The sequence below is a fragment of the Bacillus sp. CFBP9009 genome (assembly GCF_036541465.1).
In the GTDB taxonomy this organism is placed as follows: Bacteria; Bacillota; Bacilli; order Bacillales; family DSM-1321; genus Peribacillus.
On the sequence record NZ_JAZHFU010000027.1, the window covers coordinates 17,898 to 38,498 of the forward strand.

A 20,601-nucleotide genomic window follows, 5' to 3' on the forward strand; every position below is an offset into this window, starting at 1 on the left:
ACTTTTCGTTTTCGATGATGACTTAGAGCAAGGATAGTAATACATTGTGCTTAGATGCACTAGGAGGCAACAACAATGGAACAAGGTAAAGTAAAATGGTTTAACGCAGAAAAAGGTTTTGGATTCATCGAACGCGAAAACGGAGACGACGTATTCGTACATTTCTCAGCTATCCAAAGCGAAGGTTTCAAATCTTTAGACGAAGGTCAAGAAGTTACTTTTGAAGTAGAACAAGGTCAACGCGGACCTCAAGCTTCTAACGTTCAAAAAGCATAATTTCAAAAACAAAAAAAGACGGATCCTTGTTATAGGGTCTGTCTTTTTTTGTTTTGTGAAAATACATAACAAAAAACCCTGCTCAACGATAAGCAGGGTAAATGGTACAAGTAAAGTAAAACGCTTAAAAAGGTTTGACTAAGTATATCATAGTTTTTCTAAAAAATACTAAATTAAATATATTATACTTATCAAGGTATCGATAGGTAATTACTGAAATCATTGGATTGAAGGGGCGTAAAGGAATTTATGTCCCTTCTTTTTTTTCGCCTGAATATAGGAAAGAGGACAGCATAACCTTTTTGTTCAGAAAAATCCCAGGGGAGTGAAACAAAAAAACGATGGCCCACATATAAAGACATATAGGCCACCTTCACTAACTTGGAGGAAGGAGAAAGGATCCAATACATTCAAATATAGATTTGAATATTCAGGGAATTGTGTTATATTATAATCAAACGAAGATTTGAATGAGAGGTGTGAGAAGATGACGGAACTGAAAGATATATGTGATGTTCACCTGCATGATGAAGTGAAGGTTAATCGCATTCAAGTAGAAATGAGCCAGGTGGATATATCCAGCATGTCGAAGCTGTTTAAAGTTATAGGCGATGAAAATAGGGCGAAGATAACTTATGCGCTCTGTACGGACGAGGAATTGTGTGTGTGCGATCTGGCCAATATCATTGGTGCTTCGATGGCAACAACGTCACATCATCTTCGGACCCTTTATAAACACGCAATCGTAAAATACCGAAAAGAAGGAAAGTTGGCTTTTTATTCTTTGGATGATCACCATATAAAGCAGTTGATTCTCATTGCGTTAGAACATCAGCAGGAGGTAAGGGTCGATGGCTGAGTCCCCAATGAAAACATATCGTATCCAGGGTCTATCCTGCACGAATTGTGCGGCTAAATTTGAGAACAATGTCCGTGAACTAGAGGGTGTGAAGGATGCCAAAATCAACTTTGGTGCCTCGAAGATTGCGGTACAGGGCAGCGCGACCATTGAAGAGATTGAAAAGGCGGGAGCCTTTGATAATCTGAAGATCCGCGGTGAACAGGAACAGGTAACGCAAAAGGAACCATTTTGGAAGCAAAAAGAAAATATTAAAGTGGTGTTTTCGGTTTTCCTATTGCTGGTCAGCTGGATATTGGATAATCGCTATGCTGATGGAAGCATCATGCCGGTAATCGGTTATGCGGCTGCAATCATAGTTGGAGGATATTCATTATTTGTCAATGGATTGAAAAACCTTGTAAGGCTTCGCTTTGATATGCACACCCTTATGACGGTTGCCATCATCGGAGCGGCAGTGCTTGGTGAATGGGGCGAGGGCGCTACCGTCGTCATTCTATTTGCGATAAGTGAAGCATTGGAAAAATATTCGATGGATAAAGCCCGTAATTCCATCGAATCATTAATGAACATCGCACCTAAAGAAGCATTGATCCTGAGAGGGCATCACGAAATGATGGTTGCTGTTGATGAGATTGGAGTGGGCGACATCATGATCGTTAAACCGGGTCAAAAGCTTGCAATGGATGGCCGGATCATGAAAGGGGCCTCGACACTTAATCAAGCAGCCATTACTGGGGAATCCGAGCCGGTTTTTAAAACGGTTGAGGGTGAAGTGTTTGCCGGAACCTTAAATGGTGAAGGGCTGCTCGAAGTGGAGGTCACGAAGAGAGTCGAGGATACGACGATTGCAAAAATCATCCACCTTGTTGAAGAAGCACAGGCCGAAAAGGCCCCTTCCCAAGCATTCGTGGATAAATTCGCAAAATTCTATACGCCGGCCATCATGCTCATTGCCTTGGCCATTGCCGTATTACCCCCGATTGTGATGAACGGGGATTGGAGTGAATGGATTTACCGGGGATTGGCTGTACTGGTTGTCGGCTGTCCCTGTGCTTTGGTCATTTCTACGCCCATCGCCATCGTGACAGCTATCGGAAATGCTGCGAAACATGGTGTGCTGATTAAAGGCGGGGTCCATTTGGAGGAAGCGGGAGCCTTAAAGGCAATCGCGTTTGACAAAACGGGTACTTTAACAAAGGGCGTACCTGAGGTGACTGATTTCAAGGTGTTATCTGATGTGTTGAATGAACAGGACGTGCTGGCTATCGCTGCTGCTTTAGAAAGCAGATCACAGCACCCCCTTGCCACGGCCATTCTTCAAAAGGCGGAAAACCACGATGTGGACTATCATTCTTTATTGGTAGAGGATTTTACTGCGATTACCGGTAAAGGCATAAAAGGGAAAATCAATCAAGAAATCTATTACATTGGTAAGCCCCATCTTTTTGAAGAAGAGCCAGGTATAGTTTTCTCTGATGATGTGCGTAAATTAATCAGCGGCTTTCAAAATACAGGGAAAACGGTGATGGTGCTTGGTGATCAAGTGAAGCTCCTGGCACTGATCGCTGTGTCGGATGAAATAAGGGAAAGCAGTAAGGAAGCGATTCGGAAACTGCATGAATTGGGCATTGAAAAAACGATCATGCTGACTGGCGATAATATCGGAACAGCAAAAGCAATTGGAGCGGCAGCTGGCGTTCATGAGATTGAGGCGGAGCTATTGCCGCAGGATAAATTGACCATGATCAAACGATGGAAACAAAAATATGATCGAGTGGCCATGGTAGGCGATGGTGTCAATGATGCTCCGGCCTTGGCAGCTTCCACGGTAGGAATCGCAATGGGCGGGGCGGGCACAGATACGGCCCTTGAAACTGCCGATATCGCCTTAATGGGTGATGACTTATCGAAGCTGCCTTATACAATCCGCTTAAGCCGCAAAACATTAAAAATCATAAAGCAGAACATCACGTTTTCATTGGTGATTAAAATCCTGGCCTTATTATTGATAGCGCCGGGCTGGTTAACACTTTGGATGGCGATTTTTGCCGACATGGGTGCGACGTTATTAGTGACCTTGAACAGTCTTAGGTTGTTGAGAATAAAAGAATAGAATAATATGGGCTCCCTGGCGCATCTTAAGGTGCACCAGGGAGCTTTTATTTAAGAGCTTTCCAATTGTTTCATGTGAAACTTTGAAAAAAAATAATCGGTCCTGTTAATTTTTGCTTAATTTTATTTTTTTGTAAAAGGAGGTCCAATGAAAACACTTTGCTTTGGCAGCAATCGTTTATGCAAGCGATGTCTGGTATGCTACAATGTGGCTGGCTTTTAGGCAGCATGATAGGTTTGTTTAAGTATAATATAGGGAGTAAGGTATGTACGGAAGGGAATTGAAATGATGGAATTACAGCAAAGGGCAATCTTGGTTGGAGTTAATCTCAACGGTTCAAAGGATTTTGAGTATTCGATGGAGGAATTGGCCAATTTAACGGAAGCATGTGAGGTAGAGGTTGCAGGGACCATCACACAAAATTTGCATCGGGTGAACTCATCACATTTTATCGGTACCGGGAAGATCGAGGAAGTAAAAAATCTCGTTGAGTATAAAGAAGCTAATGTCGTCATTTTTAATGATCAGCTCTCCCCTTCGCAACTTCGTAATCTGGAGAGGGACATGGATTGCAAGGTGATTGACCGGACAATCTTGATTCTGGACATCTTCGCGCATCGGGCGAAAACGAAGGAAGCACAGCTTCAGGTAGAAGTGGCGAAGCTGCAGTATATGCTCCTGCGTCTCGTAGGTTTGAGGGAGTCATTAGGGCGTCAGAGTGGCGGGGTCGGTACAAACAAAGGTGCAGGTGAAAAGCAGTTAGAACTTGACCGCAGGAGAATCGAGGAAAATATAAGTGTTTTGAATAAGGAACTGGAAGACCTTGTTGCACACCGGCAAACGCAGAGGAAACAGCGGAAAAAGAATGCCATCCCTGTCGTATCCTTGGTCGGTTATACCAATGCAGGTAAATCTTCGATCATGAATGCTTTGATCGAGATGTTCCATCCAACAGCAGAAAAGCAGGTGTTTGAGAAGGATATGCTGTTCGCTACGCTTGAAACATCCGTCCGAAACATTCCGCTGCCGGATAATAAGGAATTTTTATTGACTGATACGGTGGGATTTGTGTCTAAATTGCCCCATCATCTCGTGAAAGCATTCCGATCAACACTAGAAGAAGTGGTAGAAGCGGATCTGTTGATCCATGTTGTCGATTTTTCCAATCCAAATCATGAGCAGCAAATAGAGATAACGGATAAGACTTTAAATGAGATAGGCATTAAAGGGATTCCGACGATTTTTGCCTATAATAAAGCGGACCTTACCGATTTGGAAATCCCTAAGGTGAATCGTGACTCTGTATATATGTCAGCAAAAAACAAAGTCGGCATCGAGGAATTGATCGATCAAATTCGCAAGCATATTTTTGTCGACTATACTCACTGTGAAATGCTGATTCCATATGATCAAGGGCAGCTGGTTTCCTATTTCAATGAAAATGGTCACATAACGGAAACTGAATATGAGGCAAACGGATATCGAATAAAGCTTGAGTGCAAGAAAACGGATTATGAGAAATATAAACGATACGTTATTCATCCGGAATGAGCCTGCCTGTTGATAAATCGTTAACGGTTTGTTGATAAGTGGAAAAGTTGATTTCTAGTTGTGGATAACTTTTGTTGAAATGCTTCTATTCCGCAAAAACAAAGAGAATACTGCCATATAATATGTGAATAAGTTGTGGATAAAAGCGAAAAGACCCAGGAAACCTTGAATTGAGTTTCTGGGCTTTTTTTTATGTGGACAAAGTGTTGATAAGTAGGCTTCGGAACAAATCATTCAAATAGTATCAGTAAGTATGATGAAAAGTAAGTTTGAATGTAGAAAAATGACGATGTTTATCACTTATTGTTAGGAAATATAACATTGATATTACATATTGCATATCTAGCATCTGGAAATACTTTACACTTTGTATAATGTAACTTGTTTTTCAACATTATAAAATAAAGAATACTCAATTCTCTGATTTATCATCAGGTTTTGAGTTTTTAAGATTAGTAGGGGGGGGCTTTTTGTGTTAGATGGAAGCAGGGACCGAGGCGTGACCAGTGAGAGAATGATAGAAAATAATAAACAAAACGAGAGAATTTTAGCTGGGAAATCGCCATGACTTGTTTGTTGAATAAATTGACGGAAACCATGTTGGCAATGCTTTCAATCGTTTAAATATGAGGACAGTAGAGAGAAATGCATGCAATTCCTCCCTTTTCACAAATAAATGTTTGGAAGGAGAAATAGTGGATGAGTATGACGAGCCCGTTAAAAGGTGGTCTAGAGATTAACTTTCAGGAAGCGGAGAGGGGTTTATCCCCAAGGGAAGCTTTGGAAGAATCGAATCGATGTTTATACTGCTATGATGCCCCATGTATCCAAGCCTGTCCGACCGGAATAGATATTCCAGGTTTTATTAAGAAGATAGCTTCAGGTAATTTTAAAGGGTCGGCCAAGACGATCATGACGGCCAATCCTGTCGGTGCCAGCTGTGCGCGGGTATGTCCGACTGAAGAGTTATGTGAGGGGGCATGTGTCCTGAACCATTCTACAAAGCCAATCATGATTGGCAATCTCCAGCGTTATTCCACAGATTGGGCCATCCAAAATAAACAAGCCCTATTCAAGGCCGGGAAGAAGAATGGCAAAAAAGTTGCCATTGTAGGAAGCGGTCCGGCAGGTTTGTCTGCAGCAAGGGAGTTAGCCTTGCTTGGCTACAGTGTAACCATTTTCGAAGCTGAAAAGAATCCAGGCGGATTAAATACTTACGGGATTGTATCGTTCCGTTTGCCTCAGAGCATTTCTTATTGGGAAGTTGAACAAGTAAAGAGTTTGGATGTTGATATTAAAACGAATACACGGGTCGGAGTGGATGTTTCCGCAAATCAGCTGACTGCCGACTATGATGCGGTCATTTTAGCTATCGGCATGTCCGATGTCCCTAAGCTTGGAATTGAAGGGGAGGATTTGGCTGAAGTTTATGATGCAATCGATTTCGTAAAAGCAACGAAAACAGGGGCAATCACTGATAAATTCATTGGGAAGAAGATGGCGGTAATTGGAGCTGGAAACACGGCGATCGATGCCGCGACTTGTTCTGTACGCCTGGGCGCCGAACAGGTGAGCATTATTTATCGTCGTACCCAAAAGGAAATGACAGCCTATGATTTTGAATATGAGTTTGCCAAACAAGAATGTGTCGGGTTTCACTGGCTGACTGCGCCCTCCAGAATCCTCTCGGATGAAAGCGGTCAGGTTACGGGCATCGAGTGCGTGAAGATGGTTCTTAGCGAGGCAGGGGAAGATGGGCGGCGCCGTCCAGTCCAAATTCCCGGATCGGAGTTCGTCATACCGGTCGATGGGGTCATTCGTGCTATAGGCCAATCCAGGTATGTAGGATTGATTGAACAGTTCGGCATTAAACATGATGATGGTGTCGTTACATTGGATGGTGATTCCTATAAGACATCGCATGAAAAGATCTTTGCGTGCGGTGACGTGATCTTCGGAAAAGGCCAAGGTGAGGCAATGGTTGTTTCAGCTGCCCAGCAAGGGAAAAAGACAGCCTATGAAATTGACTCGATTTTGATGGGCGAAGCGGTGGATATTGCTTAATAACTATGAAAAATAGGAGGCTTATCATGGCTGATTTATCAATTGATCTTGCAGGTATTAAATCTCCCAATCCTTTTTGGCTTGCTTCAGCACCACCTACTAATTCAGGTTATCAAGTCCAGCGCGCATTTGAAGCTGGCTGGGGAGGAGCTGTTTGGAAGACATTGGGTGATCCCATCCTGAATGTCTCATCACGTTTTGCAGCGGTCAGCTTTAATGGACAGAGAGTTGCCGGGTTCAACAATATAGAATTGATTACGGATCGTCCGCTTGAAGTGAATCTTAAAGAAATATATGAAACGAAGAAAAGGTTCCCTGATCATGCAATCATTGCATCGGTGATGGTGGAGCCGCAACAGGAAAAGTGGCATGAAATCATCAAGCGTATAGAAGATGTAGGGGTCGATGGTTACGAGTTGAACTTTGGCTGCCCGCACGGTATGGCAGAGCGTGGGATGGGAGCTGCTTCGGGACAGGTTCCTGAACTTGTGGAAAAGCAAACATACTGGGCGAAGGAAGCTGCATCAAAACCCGTCATCGTCAAGCTTACACCGAATATAACCGACATTACGGTTACGGCTGAAGCGGCGGTGCGCGGCGGTGCGGATGCAATAAGCATGATCAATACGATCAACAGCTTGGCAGGAGTGGATATCCATTCATGGAATACGATTCCCCATGTTGGCGGCAAGGGGGCTCATGGAGGGTATTGTGGGCCCGCTGTGAAGCCGATCGCTTTGAATATGGTGGCAGAGTGTGCAAGGAATAATAAGATCAATGTTCCCATTTCCGGAATAGGAGGCATTTCAAATTGGCAGGATACGGTGGAATTTTTATTGATGGGTTCGACTGGAGTGCAAATTTGTACGGCTGCCATGCATCACGGTTTTAGAATAGTAGAAGACTTGATTGATGGACTTTCCAATTACCTTGATGAAAAAGGGATATCCTCCGTGATGGATATTGTCGGTAAGTCCGTACCGCGCTATTCCGACTGGGGGAATTTAGATCTTAATTATAAGGTCGTTGCGCGCATTAATAATGATGTGTGCATTAACTGCAATAAATGCCATATTGCGTGTGAAGATACTTCTCATCAATGTATAGATATGTTAAAGGACACGTCAGGCAGCTCCTTTTTGAGAGTGCGCGAAGAAGATTGCGTAGGCTGTAATCTATGCTCCATCGTCTGTCCGGCCGATGGGGCGATCGATATGATCGAATTGACAAATGAATTACCGCCAATGACGTGGAATGAACGCCAATCGTTCCTTGGGGGCATAAGCAGTGAAAGTGTTGATTTCGTAAAATGATGGAGGGGTCTAATATGAAGAAAATCATTAAAAATGGAACGATTGCAACGGCTGCAGATACGTATCAAGCCGATATATTGATTGAAAATGAGAGGATTGCAATGATTGGCAAGGACCTCCCGGCTGAGGGGGCTGAAATCATTGATGCAAAAGGCGCTTATATTTTTCCGGGGGGCATTGATCCGCATACACATCTCGATATGCCGTTTGGCGGGACAACGACAAAGGATGATTATGAAACGGGTACGATTGCCGCTGCATATGGAGGCACGACAACGATCATCGACTTTTGTTTGACCGAAAAAGGGGTGCCGTTAAAGAATGCGATAGAAACATGGCATCAAAAGGCCAATGGAAAAGCGGCCATAGATTACGGTTTTCATTTAATGATCAGTGAGATTAATGATGATGTATTGGCTGAGCTGCCAAGTATCATCGATAATGAAGGGATTTCTTCCTTTAAAGTGTTCATGGCTTACAAGAATGTTTTTCAAGCTGATGATGCCACGCTATACCGCACTCTGTTGCAAGCAAAGGAACTTGGCGCACTTGTCATGGTTCATGCTGAAAATGGCGATGTCATCGATTATCTTACGAAGCAGGCGCTGGCTGAAGGTAACACCGATCCAATTTACCATGCATTAACAAGACCTCCGGAGCTTGAAGGGGAAGCAACTGGACGGGCTGCCAAACTGACGGAAATGGCAAATGGCCAGCTATATGTTGTTCATGTCACCTGTGAAGATGCGGTTGAAAAGATCACTGAGGCAAGAAATAAAGGGGTGGATATTTGGGGGGAGACTTGTCCGCAATATCTGGTTCTTGACCAATCTTATCTTGAAAAGCCCCATTTCGAGGGATCTAAGTATGTATGGTCCCCGCCGTTAAGGGAGAAGAAAAACCAAGAAGTGCTATGGAATGCTTTGAAAATGGGCCAGCTGCAAACGATTGGCTCCGATCAATGCTCTTTTGATTTTAAGGGACAGAAGGAACTTGGACGTGGGGATTTCACGAAAATACCGAACGGCGGGCCAACGATTGAGGATCGCATGAGTATCCTCTTTTCTGAAGGGGTCATGAAGGAGCGTATTACCTTGAATCAATTCGTCGACATGACCTCTACGCGTGCCGCCAAGCTATTTGGATTATTCCCGAAGAAAGGGACGATAGCGGTAGGTTCGGATGCTGATATTGTCATTTTTGACCCGAAAGTTGAAAGGGCCATTTCTGCAGAAACCCATCACATGGCTGTAGATTATAATGCGTTTGAAGGTATGGAAATTACAGGTGAACCGGTGTCCGTTTTATCGAGAGGTCAATTCGTCATTAAAGACAAACAATTCGTAGGCGAAGCTGGAAAAGGGCAATTCCTGAAACGGGCAAAATATAATGCGGCGCTGAAGCCGGATACCGGGAAAAAGCTTCCAGTCTAACTTCGGTAAGGAATCTTGCAAATTAAATTAGGGGGATTTTCTATGAGTGAGAAGAAAGATTATTTAAAGTCTCCCGATTTGCTGCCTATACCTCATAGTGAGAAAAACATAAGTGCAGCCGGATTTGGTTTCATATGGGTGGGCATGGCTGTAGTATTGGCTGCCTTCGCAATCGGTGGGAACGGTGTCCAAAGTTTATCCTTAGGCTGGGTCGTTCTTGCAACGGTCATTGCCTGTGTGGTTCTCGGCTTTTTGATGACAATGACAGGGGATATTGGTGTTGAACATGGAATATCATTCCCAGTTTATATGAGGGCGCCGTTCGGTACGATTGGCACCCACATCCCTTCGGTTGTACGGGGGTTTGTAGCGTCATGCTGGTTCGGCCTCAATACTTACTTTGGAGCTACTGCCATGAATGCTATCTTCACAACCCTTTTTGATTTTGATAATTGGTTTATCTGCTTCCTCATTTTTGCCGTTTTACAATTAGTGAATACGGCAATGGGAATAAAGTCGATAGAACGATTCGCCGACTTGGCGGCGCCCGTCATCATTTTAATTTCCGGCTGGATGTATTTCACTCTATCCGATCAGGCTGTAGCCCAAGGAAGAGATGTATGGTCCTGGATTGAAAGTCCGGTCACTGGCGGGGCTGCCGGCACGGCTTTCATGGTCGTCATTATGGCAAATATGGGATTTTGGGGTACGTTGACTGCAGATATGCCAACGCTTTCCCGCTATATAAAGGCACCAAGAAATGAAAAAAATTGGTTCAAGCGCAATAAGGGGCAAATAATTGGGAATATTATCACCTATCCCATCACTCAGACTTTCATGGTGATTATCGGTGCGGTTTCATATATGGCCGTTTCCAATTATGATCCTGTAGTTGCCATACAGGGATCAGCAAGTGGAATTGCTCTCGGTGTCCTTTTAATCATGATCGTATTTGCTCAATGGTCGACGAATACTACGGCCAACGTCATTCCCGCAGCTACCATTTTCTCGAATGTCATGGGTCCTAAAATGCCATTTTGGGCAGGAGTCGTTGTAGCGGGGGTGATTGGGATAGTAGTTCAGCCATGGAGCCTGTTCGGCATCATCATAGAAGTTTTATTAATAATAGGTGGAATCCTGGCATCCATTGTCGGCATCCTGGTAGCGGATTATTATTTCCTCCGTAAACGGCGAGTAAATGTACAAGAACTCTATGAGAGCGATGGCCAGTATAAATACTTGAATGGAGTGAATTGGGCAGGAATCATTTCTTGGGTGATTGGAGGAATTGGTGCAACGGTTTTTTCAAATTATTCGTTTATCATTGGCTTTGTTCTCGGCGGTGCAAGTTATTATATATTAGCCAAGTATTGGTGGTTCAAGCGATATGAACAAGCTGAAATCATTGATCCCAGCGATGAGAAATATTTAGGTATTTCCGTCGGCAGGGATTGGAAAATCGAAAAAGGTCCAGGACTTGAGGAAGAGATGGTTTTTACGGCTTCAACCGGCAAGGAGAACGTGTGAAAAAGGGGGAATGGAAATGTCCGAATATCAAGACTATCGCTTAGAAAGGGAACAAATCGATTTTTTACTTGAAAGAGGATATCGAATCACCCGGGTTTCCGAAAGTTTAAGTGGAGCCTTTCTCGATTTTGAACTGATTGAAGGAACGAAGCAGGAATGGAAGCAATTGAACATCAAAACCCCGGAAGGAAGGAAATACTTCTCTACATTGCTTTTCAAAAAAAAATTGAATTGAAATAGTTATGAACCGGGCCTATTCCTCACGAATGGGTCCTTTTTGTTCGAGTTTTTTGTAGAATTTTGACGTTAGATTTTCTAACAAGTGTCTGGAGATTTAAGGGTTGTCCGTTTATAATAGATTTTAAAGCAGTTTTATAAAAGGATGTGGCTGGATGAATACATCGATTACAATCGAGGAAATTCTAACACGCAAGCATTTTAATCTGACGGATATAATTGCAGGTAGAAGTGGGATAAAGCGTCAAGTGAAGTGGGTCCACTGCATGGAAGTCACCCAAATCAGCCATTTGTTAAATGGAAACGAACTGATACTGACTACCGGTTTAGGGTGGAAAGACTGCGATGACACATTTCTATCCTACTTAAGACAGTTAATAGAATGCGATGCAGCTGGACTCTGTATAGAGATTGGCACCAACACCATGGCAGTGCCGCAATGTGCCATCGATCTCGCAAATGAACGGCAATTCCCTATCATCCTATTTCATGAAGAAGTACCTTTCGTAGAAATCACGCAGGATATACATTCCCTTATCATTAATAAACAATATCAGATGATCTCCAACTTAGAAAACTACTCACAGCAGTTAAATAAAAATCTCCTCGAAATTGACCATTATGAACCAATTCTAAAATTTCTCCACAGCTATTTAAATGTACAGGTTATTCTTATCTTTAATGAAAATGATATAGCCAGCATTCCAAAAATAAAGAAAAAAACAACCTATCAAATGGTAGCGGACATATACGAAGAGAAGCGGAAATTGGATAAATCCGTTCTTGGACAGCCGATTCAAGTGCTTGGTGAAAATTATGCTGAATTGCTCATTTGCAGCAACGGCAGAGAGTTGACTGATTTTGATTCACTGATCTTGGATCGAACGGCTACCGCATTGGCACAGCATCTATTAAGGGAGTTATATATAGAAGAAAAGAAAGCGTCGGAAGAAAGTAAATGGCTTACAAATTGGATTGAAGGTGAATATAGTGACGAAGCAATCCGGGAGAGGCTTTCCTATATTGATCCGAAAATGCAGTTGGATGGCGGAATTGTTTGCATTTGCAAACAACACCCAAAGTATAATAAAGGTTCCACAAAATTAGATGGAACCTATTTTAAGATAATGTTTCGAACAATTTTTGAACAGTACGGCTTTCAGATATTTTCCATGGAAGTGCATCAGCATCTTGTTTTTATTTTAGGTGATAATCGTTCATCTGAAGATTGGAAATCAAGGGTTACAAGCGCGGTGGATCGAATCATGAAAATGGATGTAAGCGGGCGTAATCGTATGGGTCTGCTTTCCATTGGGTTTGGTAAGCATGTTCAAAGGTTAAGTGAGATTTATAAAAGTTATGAAACGGCCCGTGAAACTTTGCTGCTTCAGGATGCGTTACCAGAGGATAACAGAAGCATCTTTTATCAGGACTTACATATGCATCGCATGATTTCGCTCATAAATAAGCATGGTAATCTGGAGGAAACGGTTTACGAATATTTAGGTCCTGTCATTGAATATGACAAGCAAAACAATGGTGAGTTAATGCCTACCTTAAAGACCTACCTTGCCTGTAACGGTTCTAAACAGGAAACATCAAAACAACTATTCATTGTCCGGCAAACGCTATATCATAGGCTTGAAAAATTGGAAAAACTGCTAGGTTCTGATTTTATGCGCTCAGATAAACGTCTGGGCCTTGAATTCATGATTTTTGCATTGGACTTCTTGCAATACAGCAGCAGGAAGATCAGTGGAAAATATGTAGACAAATCTATTGGAAGATAAAAAATAAGTAAGACTGAAGGGTGTCCCGGGGACATCCTTTTTTGAATGCAAGGAAAGGGAGGCAGATAACAAGGTTAATGCTGACATCAAAATGGACTATATAGCATCTTGATGTCAGCATCTTTTATTAATATTCATCTTTTTTGGAAAGGCAGCGGTCACATTCCAAGAGGTAGGATTCAGCTTGTTCAATGATATTGGTCCCGCATTCCGTACATTGTTTAGGCGGCAGTGTCCTGAAGAATTCCAATGGGTTTTTAGTTTGCATGATGATTCCTCCTTATGATTTGGTTTAATCAGTCTTCGTGTTTGGAAAGGCAGTGATCACATTCCATCAAGTAGGATTCAGCTTGTTCAGTGATATGGGTTCCGCATTCCGTACATTGTTTAGGCGGCAGTGTCCTGAAGAATTCCAAAGGGTTTTTGGTTTGCATGATGATTCCTCCTTTTTGATTTCGTTTAATCAGTCTTCACGTTTGGAAAGGCAGTGGTCACATTCCATTAAGTAGGATTCAGCTTGTTCAGTGATATGGGTTCCGCATTCCGTACATTGTTTAGGCGGCAGTGTCCTGAAGAATTCAAGTGGATTTATAGTTTGCATGATGGTTCCTCCTTTTTGATTTGGTTTAATCAGTCTTCGCGTCTGGAAAGGCAGCGGTCACATTCCATTAAGTAGGATTCAGCATGCTCGATAATATGGTCACCGCACTCGGGGCAATGTTTAGCAGGGATATTGTTAAAAAACTCAATGGACTTTTTCATTTGCATAATGATTTCCTCCTTTTAATGTTAGATATATTTTCTGACCGCTTTATTCTTCACGTTTGGAAAGGCAGCGATCGCATTCCATCAGATAGGAATCTGAGTGGTCCACATGTGTTTCACCACATTCCGGGCAATGTTTAAATGAATCGATTATGAGTAAATCTGATTGATTTGCTTGCATGTCTCGCCCCCTCTTTATAGTACAGTTTTTGTTGTTTGCTTGTTGTTATAATACAGTATATACCCGAATTTGGAAAATGTATAGGTATTTTACAGAAAATTTGAAATTTTTTTCACTGATTGTCTAAAAACCCTATAGGTAAGGGAATTATCATCTGTTTATTTTTGGATTTTTCTTCACGGCAAGTAGGAAATGGAAGAAATAACGCTTTTTATAAAACAAAAAAACAAAGAAGGAGCGAAACGGACAGACAATTTTCAATTGGTTGTGATAGGCATTAATGTAACAGATGAGAAACAGGAAGATCAGTGATCAATGAATGCCTGTTTCACAGTCGATGTAACATATAAGAGCTTGTTCTAAAATGTCAGCAAAATTCAAGCGGCAGCGATTATGTGTAAGTTCCTGTCTGTGTGGTTTTAATACATCAGTAAAGAGGTAACTTGCTAGTAGAAGTACAATAATGGGAGGTAGCATATGTCGAAAGCGATGATTATCGTCAATCCATCTTCAGGCAAGGAAAAGGCAGGAAAGATTTTACCGAAAGCGGAAAAGGCACTTGGTGAAATTTTTGATGAGGTATGCGTTCGTAAAACGGAAGGAGAGGGGGATGCTACGGGTTTTGCTAAGGAGGCATGTGCAGAAAGGTTCGATGCTGTCATTTCCATGGGTGGGGATGGAACTGTGAACGAGATAGTGAATGGTTTGGGCGAGCAGCAGCATCGGCCTACTTTCGGAATCATTCCACTAGGAACCATCAATGATTTCGCTAGATCTTTGGGAATACCACTGAATCCCAATGCTGCCATCGAGATATTGAAGGATATGCATATTAAGGAATCGGACATAGGGAAGATCAATGACCGTTACTTCATGAATGTGTTGGCAGTAGGGGCAATCGCCGAGGCCACCTATAATGTTACCGTTGAACAAAAAACCCGTCTTGGGTCTTTTGCCTATTTCATTGAAGGAGCAAAAGCGATCATTAAAAAGACTCCGTTTCCTTTAACGGTTGAACATGATCAGGGAAAGTGGATGGGCGAGGCTCATTTACTAATTGCAACAATGACTAACTCTGTAGGCGGTTTCGAACAACTTGCACCAGAGGCGGAAGTGAATGATGGAAAGCTGCACACATTCATCATTAAGGATTTATCTCTTCCTCTCATCGTCAAGATCATTCCGAGTTTGATTAGGGGGGAGATCATGGGGAATGACGAAGTTGAATATATTAAAACAACCAAGCTCCATTTAACTACATCAGAAGAACTTGCAGTCAATATCGATGGAGATGAAGGCATTCTTCTTCCTTTCCAGGCAAATGTACTGCACAAACATCTTCGTCTCTTTGTTCCGGGAACCAAATAACTTGTTATGTGGGTTCATTGTCTTTCTGGGAAAAGCTGATCATGGGTTAGCCAATCAGCTTTTTTCTATGCGGTTACCCAAGGTTTATTGATGGAGTTGATTTGTGATGTTCATCGTGCATAACTTAAGCTCCTTCGCTTTTATAAAAGGTATCATTATTCAGGAGGATTCCAGGTTAGAATAGTTAATGCATGAATGACTGGGTATAAATATGTTACGCTTATAGTTATGATTATAGATGAGAGAGGAAGTTTGATGTTTGTATGGAGTTTTTTCTTGTTATATTAGCGCTTCTTATATTGATTGGAGTGTCTAATGTAATTAACCATTTTATACCCTTTATACCCGTACCATTAATACAAATAGCACTGGGTGTCATATTGGCACTTTTACCCCTGGGTATGCATGTTGAGATGGAGACGGAATTATTTTTGCTATTATTCATCGCACCCCTATTATTCAATGATGGCAAAAATGTACCCCGAACAGCACTATGGAAGTTGAGAGCACCCATTCTGATGCTTGCACTAGGCCTGGTATTCATAACGGTTTGGGCAGGCGGGTATTTAATTAATTGGATGATCCCTTCGATACCATTGCCGGCAGCGTTCGCTTTAGCGGCCATTTTGTCACCTACGGATGTAGTGGCAGTAAGCGCTTTGGCGAGTCGGGTCAAGTTACCGAAGAGCATCATGCACCTTCTCGAAGGCGAAGGGCTAATGAACGATGCCTCAGGTTTAGTTGCTTTTAAGTTTGCAGTTGCAGCTACAGTCACTGGTGTTTTCTCCTTAGTCGACGCCACCTTCAGTTTCATATGGATTGCAATTGGTGGGTTTGTAGGTGGAGCGATACTAGCTTTCATCATTATCAGGCTTCGTGTATTTCTTCGCCGTTTAGGGATGGAAGACGTCACGATGCATATGCTGATCCAAATCCTAACTCCTTTTATTATTTTCCTCGCTGTGGAACATTTCCACCTTTCTGGGATTTTAGCAGTCGTGGCTGGGGGAATTGTCCATGCCATTGAACGAGATCGGGAAATATCACCAACTGTAGAACTTCAAGTCGTTTCAAAGAGTACATGGTCCGTCATTTTATATGTATTGAATGGTCTTGTATTCGTTTTGCTTGGCTTGCAAATCCCAAGCGTTGCGAAAACTATCTTTCAAGATCCAGCCTTCAATAACGGACAAGTGATCCTTTATATCGTGATCATTACACTTTTCCTCTTCGTTTTACGATTCATTTGGCTTACGGCTGCCTGGTCGATTGGCTGGATGACGAAAAAAGCGGGAGCCCAAAAACCAGACTTCAAAGCTGCTGGAATCATTACCATTTCCGGTGTTCGCGGAGCTGTAACGTTAGCGGGTTCGTTCTCGATTCCATATGTGTTGGCGGATGGAAGTCCTTTTCCTGAGCGTTCGTTAATCATTTTCATTGCAGCAGGTGTCATATTGCTGACACTGATTGTTGCGAGTGTATTTCTGCCAATCGTGGCACGGACAGAAGAAGAGGAAGTGGTGGACAAGCAGGCTGACAAAACGAAAGCTGCTGCCATTCACTCACATCAAGCCGCTATTCGGGTGATTGAGTCCCAAATGACAGATGAAAACCGGGAAGCGGCTTTATCGATCATTTCCAGGTACTGTACCAAGATCAATGAACTATCCTATGTAGAACAGGAGAAAGAACCGGCTGCATTAAGGGAAGAAGAGAAGGATCTTCGCTTCAAGGCCCTTGAAGCAGAGCAAAGATTCCTGGATAAACTTATTAAGGATGAAAAAGTGGACCGGGAGACGGCGTATATATGCAAGGAATACATCCAGCGTATGGAAGGTGCCGTAACAAATCGACTGAAGTTCCGTCTTTTCAGGTCAGTAACGCTGTTCAGAAGAAGTATGCTAAGGGTTTTAAAATTATTTTTCCCTAATAAAAGTGAAATAAGAAAAATCAATCTTGAGAGATTGGAAAAGGTCAGGGATCTTAAAATCAGGATGTATAAAGCTGCCATCCAAGAGATACAAGCCGGAATTACATCCGATAATCATAAGACATCCTCGATGATCATAGACGAGTATAAAGTGTTGATTTTAAAATGCAAACGTGAAAATAGGGGCCGTACCCCGAGTAAAATGGTCGAATATGAAAGAGAGCTGTTCTATAAAGCGATCCAGGCAGAACGGGACGAAGTGCAGGATATGTTTGAAAAACGACAAATCTCCCGTGATGTTGCCAACATACTCCGCCAGCAAATCAATTTACGGGAAGCACTGACAATCAATGAAAATACACACTGATTAACAGAAGGAGCACTGCCGATATATTCGGCAGTGCTCCTTCCGGTTTGTGAAGGAAATATCGGACCGTGTATCGAATCATTATTGTATCCAATAAATGATGAAAGAGGCTGTACTAAATGGAAAAGGAAACCGAAACCATCACCTTAACGCCTTATTTACCGGAACATCTTCACCAGCTTTTCCAGTTTTTTTTAGCGGATACACAAACCCCATTTTCAGCTTTGCCGGAAGTGTCACTGAAATATTGCCGGGAAGATTGCAACAGGCACCCTATCGTAATATTGGCCGATGGTATCCCGGTTGGCTTTTTCGTTTTACACATTGGCGAGAACATCGTCCCTTTCACCAGTGATAAAAAAGCGATATTACTCCGTGGATTTCTTGTTGATCAAAAACATCAGGGCAAAGGGATTGCGAAGAAAGCCTTGCAAATCCTTCCGGAATTCGCAAAAGGGATTTTTCCAAACAAGGATTCGATCATTCTGGCAGTGGACGTCATGAACGTGATTGCAAAAATGCTTTATGCGAAATCGGGGTTTCAGGATACAGGGATTCAGAAGGAAGGCAGAAGCGGGTTGATGGAAATAATGGAGTATAGATTAGATACGATGAACAAGGATATGGAATAAGAAACGACAAATTGGCATGTAGACTTTTCCAAAAGGGGAGGTCTTTTTTTGTCCAATTTGTTACAGGTTTCATTATTAAACCAGTGATTTAGAAGGGCTGCTTTTAATAATCCCGCTGCCTTATGGTACACTTTACTTAATGCAAAATTCGTTAATCGAGGTGTAGTCCTAATGAAAACAGTCGTAGTCGTAGGTGGGGGCATTACCGGTTTATCAACCATGTATTATTTACAAAAAACAGTTAAAGCGAGGAGTCTCTCGGTACGATTGATATTAATAGAAGGAAATGAGGAGCTTGGCGGTAAAATAAGGACTGTGCACGAAGGTCCTTTTAAAATTGAAGCGGGTGCCGATTCGATTGTCGCCAGGAAACAAAATATACAACCATTTCTTAAGGAATTGAACCTGGAGGATCAAGTTGTCTATAATGCGACGGGAAAGTCATTTATCCATACAGACGGGATGCTGAAGGGAATTCCCGAAGATGCCCTATTCGGAATACCAATGAGCCTGGAGTCGTTGGCGAAAAGTGATCTGGTTTCCGCCCAAGGGAAGGTTGACGCCTTAAAGGATTTCTATACAAAAAATGAGACCTTTACGAAAAATGACTCCATCGGTTTATTCCTTGAAAGCTTCTTAGGCAAGGAATTGGTGCAAAAGCAGATATCGCCTGTCCTTTCGGGTGTTTACTCAGGAAAATTAAATGAATTGACCATTGCAAAAACACTGCCAGAGATGCTGGATTATAAAAATCAATATGGCAGTATAATACGCGGTCTATCGGAAAATAAGCAGAAATACCAAAGCAAGGGAAATAAGAAGTTCCTTTCGTTTAAAAATGGCTTATCAACATTGGTTGAACGAATTGAGGAAAGCCTCGATATGGTCGAGATTTTAAAAGGGGTCCGTGTAGATGAAATTGGAAGAAATGATGAGGGGTATATCATTTCATTGGCAAACGGTGAAACGCTCGAAACGGACTTTATCGTGTTGAGTACACCGCATACAATTGCCCAGAAATTATTGGGAGATCGGGAGTTGGATGAGGACTTCGACGGCTTGATCAATAGTTCGATGATTAGCGTTTATCTTGGATTCGATATCCCGGACAGCATGCTTCCTAAAGACGGGACAGGTTTCATTGCAGGTGATAATAGTGATTTGATCTGCAATGCATGTACCTGGACAAGCCGAAAATGGGAGCATACTTCTGAAAACAGTCAGCTTTTGGTAAGGCTTTTTTATAAAAGCTCAAGTCCGGACTATGAACGATTACGGTCCCTTACTAACCAGGAATTGATCTCCGTGGCTTTACGCGACATTAAAAACAGTCTAAGTATTTCTGGGAATCCAATTACGAGTGAAGTGACGAAATGGCATGAAAATATGCCGAACTACCATATTAAACATCCTCAAATCGTTCAATCCCTGGAGGCGAAAATCTCCGAGAATTATCCGAATGTTTTACTGGCGGGCTGTTCATACAATGGTGTCGGAATCCCGGACTGTATTGCTGATGGGGAAAAGAAAGCACAAGAAATATGTCTGAAGTTGTAAAAGGGGGACTGCCAGGTGGCGGTCTCAGACTGTAGACAAACTCGAGGAATATTGAGTGTTTGTAAAATTGGAACGTTGATTTCCACTCCAGGCACTCGCTTTCCGCGGGCGGTCCGGGAGCCTCCTCGGCACGCTTGCGCCTGCGGGGTCTCCCCTGGACGCGCTTTTCCCGCAGGAGTCTCGTACCTACGCTCCAATCAACTTTGTTTAACCTTTTAAATAGAACCCTTTTGCCTTGTATTAAATTTAAGGTGATAAAATAACTTTCTAAACATGATTCTAATTCCGCGAAATCGATTTTGTAGTCGCCACGATCGTAACACCAGGTATGATAATAATATCCTAAAGTCTCTCGGAAAACGTGATTAGAAGCGGCCACCAAACATATTTGCGGTTCTTTTTTTAGTACAATGTACGGAACGAAGATCATCAAAAAGGTTCGATACGTCACATTAGAATACGTGGAAGAATCACGAGAGGTTACCTATTCTCTATACCTGCTTCATTTCCAATAGTAAATCAGAAAGGACTGCCATGGTGAACTGCACCCCAATTGTTAGACAACATCTAACAATTGGAGGTGCAGTTTTTTTGACTAAATATACGATAGACGAAAAATCAAATGCAGTTTTAGA

19 protein-coding genes are annotated in these 20,601 nt (G+C 42.4%); 14 read left to right on the plus strand and 5 right to left on the minus strand.

Going from position 1 to position 20,601, the window contains the following annotated elements:
- The first annotated feature begins 75 nt into the window (after window positions 1-75).
- From V3595_RS27035 to V3595_RS27080, 10 genes are all read left to right on the plus strand, one after another.
- Window positions 76-276: a cold-shock protein gene (locus V3595_RS27035; protein WP_034304915.1), complete on the plus strand. Its 201-nt coding sequence runs from the start codon at window positions 76-78 to the stop codon at window positions 274-276.
- Window positions 277-763: 487 nt separating this feature from the next.
- The gene (locus tag V3595_RS27040; protein ID WP_485910914.1) at window positions 764-1,135 is read left to right on the plus strand and encodes an ArsR/SmtB family transcription factor; all 372 of its coding nucleotides are present in this window, start codon (window positions 764-766) and stop codon (window positions 1,133-1,135) included.
- Entirely contained in the window at window positions 1,128-3,251 is a 2,124-nt protein-coding gene (locus tag V3595_RS27045) for a heavy metal translocating P-type ATPase (protein WP_485910916.1), read from the plus strand. Before V3595_RS27040 ends, V3595_RS27045 begins: the two co-directional genes overlap by 8 nt.
- A gap of 285 nt (window positions 3,252-3,536) precedes the next feature.
- Entirely contained in the window at window positions 3,537-4,802 is a 1,266-nt protein-coding gene (gene hflX, locus V3595_RS27050; RefSeq protein ID WP_485910918.1) for a GTPase HflX, read from the plus strand.
- A 705-nt stretch (window positions 4,803-5,507) separates the two neighbouring features.
- Window positions 5,508-6,866, plus strand: a complete 1,359-nt coding sequence (locus V3595_RS27055; protein ID WP_485910941.1) for an NAD(P)-dependent oxidoreductase — start codon at window positions 5,508-5,510, stop codon at window positions 6,864-6,866.
- Window positions 6,867-6,892: 26 nt separating this feature from the next.
- Window positions 6,893-8,179: an NAD-dependent dihydropyrimidine dehydrogenase subunit PreA gene (gene preA / locus V3595_RS27060; protein ID WP_485910920.1), complete on the plus strand. Its 1,287-nt coding sequence runs from the start codon at window positions 6,893-6,895 to the stop codon at window positions 8,177-8,179.
- Window positions 8,180-8,193: 14 nt separating this feature from the next.
- A complete protein-coding gene (gene hydA, locus V3595_RS27065; RefSeq protein WP_485910922.1) occupies window positions 8,194-9,612 on the plus strand; it encodes a dihydropyrimidinase in 1,419 nt (472 codons plus the stop codon).
- 42 nt (window positions 9,613-9,654) lie between these two features.
- Complete coding sequence (locus V3595_RS27070; RefSeq protein WP_485910924.1) at window positions 9,655-11,139, plus strand: NCS1 family transporter; 1,485 nt, start codon at window positions 9,655-9,657, stop codon at window positions 11,137-11,139.
- 16 nt (window positions 11,140-11,155) lie between these two features.
- A complete protein-coding gene (locus tag V3595_RS27075; protein ID WP_101225679.1) occupies window positions 11,156-11,374 on the plus strand; it encodes a hypothetical protein in 219 nt (72 codons plus the stop codon).
- Between the two features lie 157 nt (window positions 11,375-11,531).
- Window positions 11,532-13,166, plus strand: coding sequence for a PucR family transcriptional regulator (locus V3595_RS27080; RefSeq protein WP_485910927.1), 1,635 nt, complete (start codon window positions 11,532-11,534; stop codon window positions 13,164-13,166).
- Between the two features lie 127 nt (window positions 13,167-13,293).
- Here V3595_RS27080 and yhfH (V3595_RS27085) read toward each other — a convergent pair whose 3' ends face one another.
- The 5 genes from yhfH (V3595_RS27085) to yhfH (V3595_RS27105) are packed head-to-tail and all read right to left on the minus strand — an operon-like array spanning window position 13,294 to window position 14,112.
- Window positions 13,294-13,434: a protein YhfH gene (yhfH, locus tag V3595_RS27085; protein ID WP_485910928.1), complete on the minus strand. Its 141-nt coding sequence runs from the start codon at window positions 13,432-13,434 to the stop codon at window positions 13,294-13,296.
- Between the two features lie 28 nt (window positions 13,435-13,462).
- Window positions 13,463-13,600: a protein YhfH gene (gene yhfH / locus V3595_RS27090; RefSeq protein ID WP_101225681.1), complete on the minus strand. Its 138-nt coding sequence runs from the start codon at window positions 13,598-13,600 to the stop codon at window positions 13,463-13,465.
- A gap of 29 nt (window positions 13,601-13,629) precedes the next feature.
- Window positions 13,630-13,767 (minus strand): protein YhfH, encoded by a 138-nt coding sequence (gene yhfH / locus V3595_RS27095; protein ID WP_082196596.1) that lies wholly within the window; start codon window positions 13,765-13,767, stop codon window positions 13,630-13,632.
- Between the two features lie 29 nt (window positions 13,768-13,796).
- Entirely contained in the window at window positions 13,797-13,934 is a 138-nt protein-coding gene (gene yhfH / locus V3595_RS27100; RefSeq protein ID WP_082162914.1) for a protein YhfH, read from the minus strand.
- Between the two features lie 43 nt (window positions 13,935-13,977).
- A complete protein-coding gene (gene yhfH / locus V3595_RS27105; RefSeq protein ID WP_137017534.1) occupies window positions 13,978-14,112 on the minus strand; it encodes a protein YhfH in 135 nt (44 codons plus the stop codon).
- Between the two features lie 477 nt (window positions 14,113-14,589).
- Here yhfH (V3595_RS27105) and V3595_RS27110 point away from each other — a divergent pair, with 477 nt between their 5' ends.
- The 4 genes from V3595_RS27110 to V3595_RS27125 all read left to right on the plus strand — a co-directional run bounded on the left by V3595_RS27110 (window position 14,590) and on the right by V3595_RS27125 (window position 19,966).
- Complete coding sequence (locus tag V3595_RS27110; protein ID WP_485910931.1) at window positions 14,590-15,480, plus strand: diacylglycerol/lipid kinase family protein; 891 nt, start codon at window positions 14,590-14,592, stop codon at window positions 15,478-15,480.
- 263 nt (window positions 15,481-15,743) lie between these two features.
- On the plus strand, window positions 15,744-17,777 hold the full coding sequence (locus V3595_RS27115; RefSeq protein ID WP_485910933.1) for a Na+/H+ antiporter: 2,034 nt from the start codon (window positions 15,744-15,746) through the stop codon (window positions 17,775-17,777).
- Between the two features lie 119 nt (window positions 17,778-17,896).
- A complete protein-coding gene (locus V3595_RS27120) occupies window positions 17,897-18,409 on the plus strand; it encodes a GNAT family N-acetyltransferase (protein ID WP_485910935.1) in 513 nt (170 codons plus the stop codon).
- A gap of 171 nt (window positions 18,410-18,580) precedes the next feature.
- On the plus strand, window positions 18,581-19,966 hold the full coding sequence (locus V3595_RS27125; RefSeq protein WP_485910937.1) for a protoporphyrinogen oxidase: 1,386 nt from the start codon (window positions 18,581-18,583) through the stop codon (window positions 19,964-19,966).
- Window positions 19,967-20,601 lie beyond the last annotated feature (635 nt).

What these genes read in the sequence shown, in the direction of transcription:
- V3595_RS27035 (WP_034304915.1), top strand. Translation starts at nt 76, where the DNA reads ATGGAACAAGGTAAAGTAAAATGGTTTAACGCAGAAAAAGGTTTTGGA.
- V3595_RS27040 (WP_485910914.1), top strand. Translation starts at nt 764, where the DNA reads ATGACGGAACTGAAAGATATATGTGATGTTCACCTGCATGATGAAGTG.
- V3595_RS27045 (WP_485910916.1), top strand. Translation starts at nt 1,128, where the DNA reads ATGGCTGAGTCCCCAATGAAAACATATCGTATCCAGGGTCTATCCTGC.
- hflX (WP_485910918.1), top strand. Translation starts at nt 3,537, where the DNA reads ATGATGGAATTACAGCAAAGGGCAATCTTGGTTGGAGTTAATCTCAAC.
- V3595_RS27055 (WP_485910941.1), top strand. Translation starts at nt 5,508, where the DNA reads ATGACGAGCCCGTTAAAAGGTGGTCTAGAGATTAACTTTCAGGAAGCG.
- preA (WP_485910920.1), top strand. Translation starts at nt 6,893, where the DNA reads ATGGCTGATTTATCAATTGATCTTGCAGGTATTAAATCTCCCAATCCT.
- hydA (WP_485910922.1), top strand. Translation starts at nt 8,194, where the DNA reads ATGAAGAAAATCATTAAAAATGGAACGATTGCAACGGCTGCAGATACG.
- V3595_RS27070 (WP_485910924.1), top strand. Translation starts at nt 9,655, where the DNA reads ATGAGTGAGAAGAAAGATTATTTAAAGTCTCCCGATTTGCTGCCTATA.
- V3595_RS27075 (WP_101225679.1), top strand. Translation starts at nt 11,156, where the DNA reads ATGTCCGAATATCAAGACTATCGCTTAGAAAGGGAACAAATCGATTTT.
- V3595_RS27080 (WP_485910927.1), top strand. Translation starts at nt 11,532, where the DNA reads ATGAATACATCGATTACAATCGAGGAAATTCTAACACGCAAGCATTTT.
- yhfH (WP_485910928.1), bottom strand. Translation starts at nt 13,434, where the DNA reads ATGCAAACTAAAAACCCATTGGAATTCTTCAGGACACTGCCGCCTAAA.
- yhfH (WP_101225681.1), bottom strand. Translation starts at nt 13,600, where the DNA reads ATGCAAACCAAAAACCCTTTGGAATTCTTCAGGACACTGCCGCCTAAA.
- yhfH (WP_082196596.1), bottom strand. Translation starts at nt 13,767, where the DNA reads ATGCAAACTATAAATCCACTTGAATTCTTCAGGACACTGCCGCCTAAA.
- yhfH (WP_082162914.1), bottom strand. Translation starts at nt 13,934, where the DNA reads ATGCAAATGAAAAAGTCCATTGAGTTTTTTAACAATATCCCTGCTAAA.
- yhfH (WP_137017534.1), bottom strand. Translation starts at nt 14,112, where the DNA reads ATGCAAGCAAATCAATCAGATTTACTCATAATCGATTCATTTAAACAT.
- V3595_RS27110 (WP_485910931.1), top strand. Translation starts at nt 14,590, where the DNA reads ATGTCGAAAGCGATGATTATCGTCAATCCATCTTCAGGCAAGGAAAAG.
- V3595_RS27115 (WP_485910933.1), top strand. Translation starts at nt 15,744, where the DNA reads ATGGAGTTTTTTCTTGTTATATTAGCGCTTCTTATATTGATTGGAGTG.
- V3595_RS27120 (WP_485910935.1), top strand. Translation starts at nt 17,897, where the DNA reads ATGGAAAAGGAAACCGAAACCATCACCTTAACGCCTTATTTACCGGAA.
- V3595_RS27125 (WP_485910937.1), top strand. Translation starts at nt 18,581, where the DNA reads ATGAAAACAGTCGTAGTCGTAGGTGGGGGCATTACCGGTTTATCAACC.